The following is a 602-nucleotide window of genomic DNA, read 5'->3' on the forward strand; positions in this document are numbered from 1 at the left end:
GTATCAGCATTATTTCCAATGCCATCGTTATCACTATCAGCAAATTCTGTGGCATCCATCGGGAATTCATCCTCTGAGTCAATAATACCATCGTTATCATCATCATTGTCATTCAGGTCGCTCACCTTATCACCATCGTTGTCAGCAGGTACAGATACTGCATCCAGTGGATCGGTTCCATTGGCAATCTCATCCTGATCTGAATAACCATCATTATCATCATCATCGTCATTCAGGTCACTTACCTTGTCACCATCGTTATCAGCCGGTACAGATTCTGCATCCAGTGGATCGGTGTCATTGGCAATCTCATCTGCGTCGCTGTAACCATCACCGTCATCGTCGGTATCGGCATTGTCGCCTACTCCGTCATTATCGGTATCAACAGTTTCTGTAGCGTCTGTCGGGAATTTATCCTCTGTATCGATTATGCCATCATTATCATCATCATCGTCGTTAAGGTCACTGACCATATCACCATCGTTGTCAGCCGGTACAGATTCTGCATCCAGTGGATCGGTATCGTTGGCAATCTCATCTGCATCGCTGTAACCATCGCCGTCGTCGTCAGTGTCCGCATTATCACCTATACCATCATTATC

1 pseudogene is annotated in these 602 nt (G+C 45.7%); it reads right to left on the reverse strand.

The features are described 5' to 3' along the window. A pseudogene (locus ACE01N_RS20650) lies at nucleotides 1-602 on the reverse strand (hypothetical protein); the annotation flags it as partial.

The organism is Quyinboa ferrireducens (assembly GCF_042436675.1).
In the GTDB taxonomy this organism is placed as follows: Bacteria; Bacteroidota; Bacteroidia; order Bacteroidales; family UBA5342; genus JBHJHP01.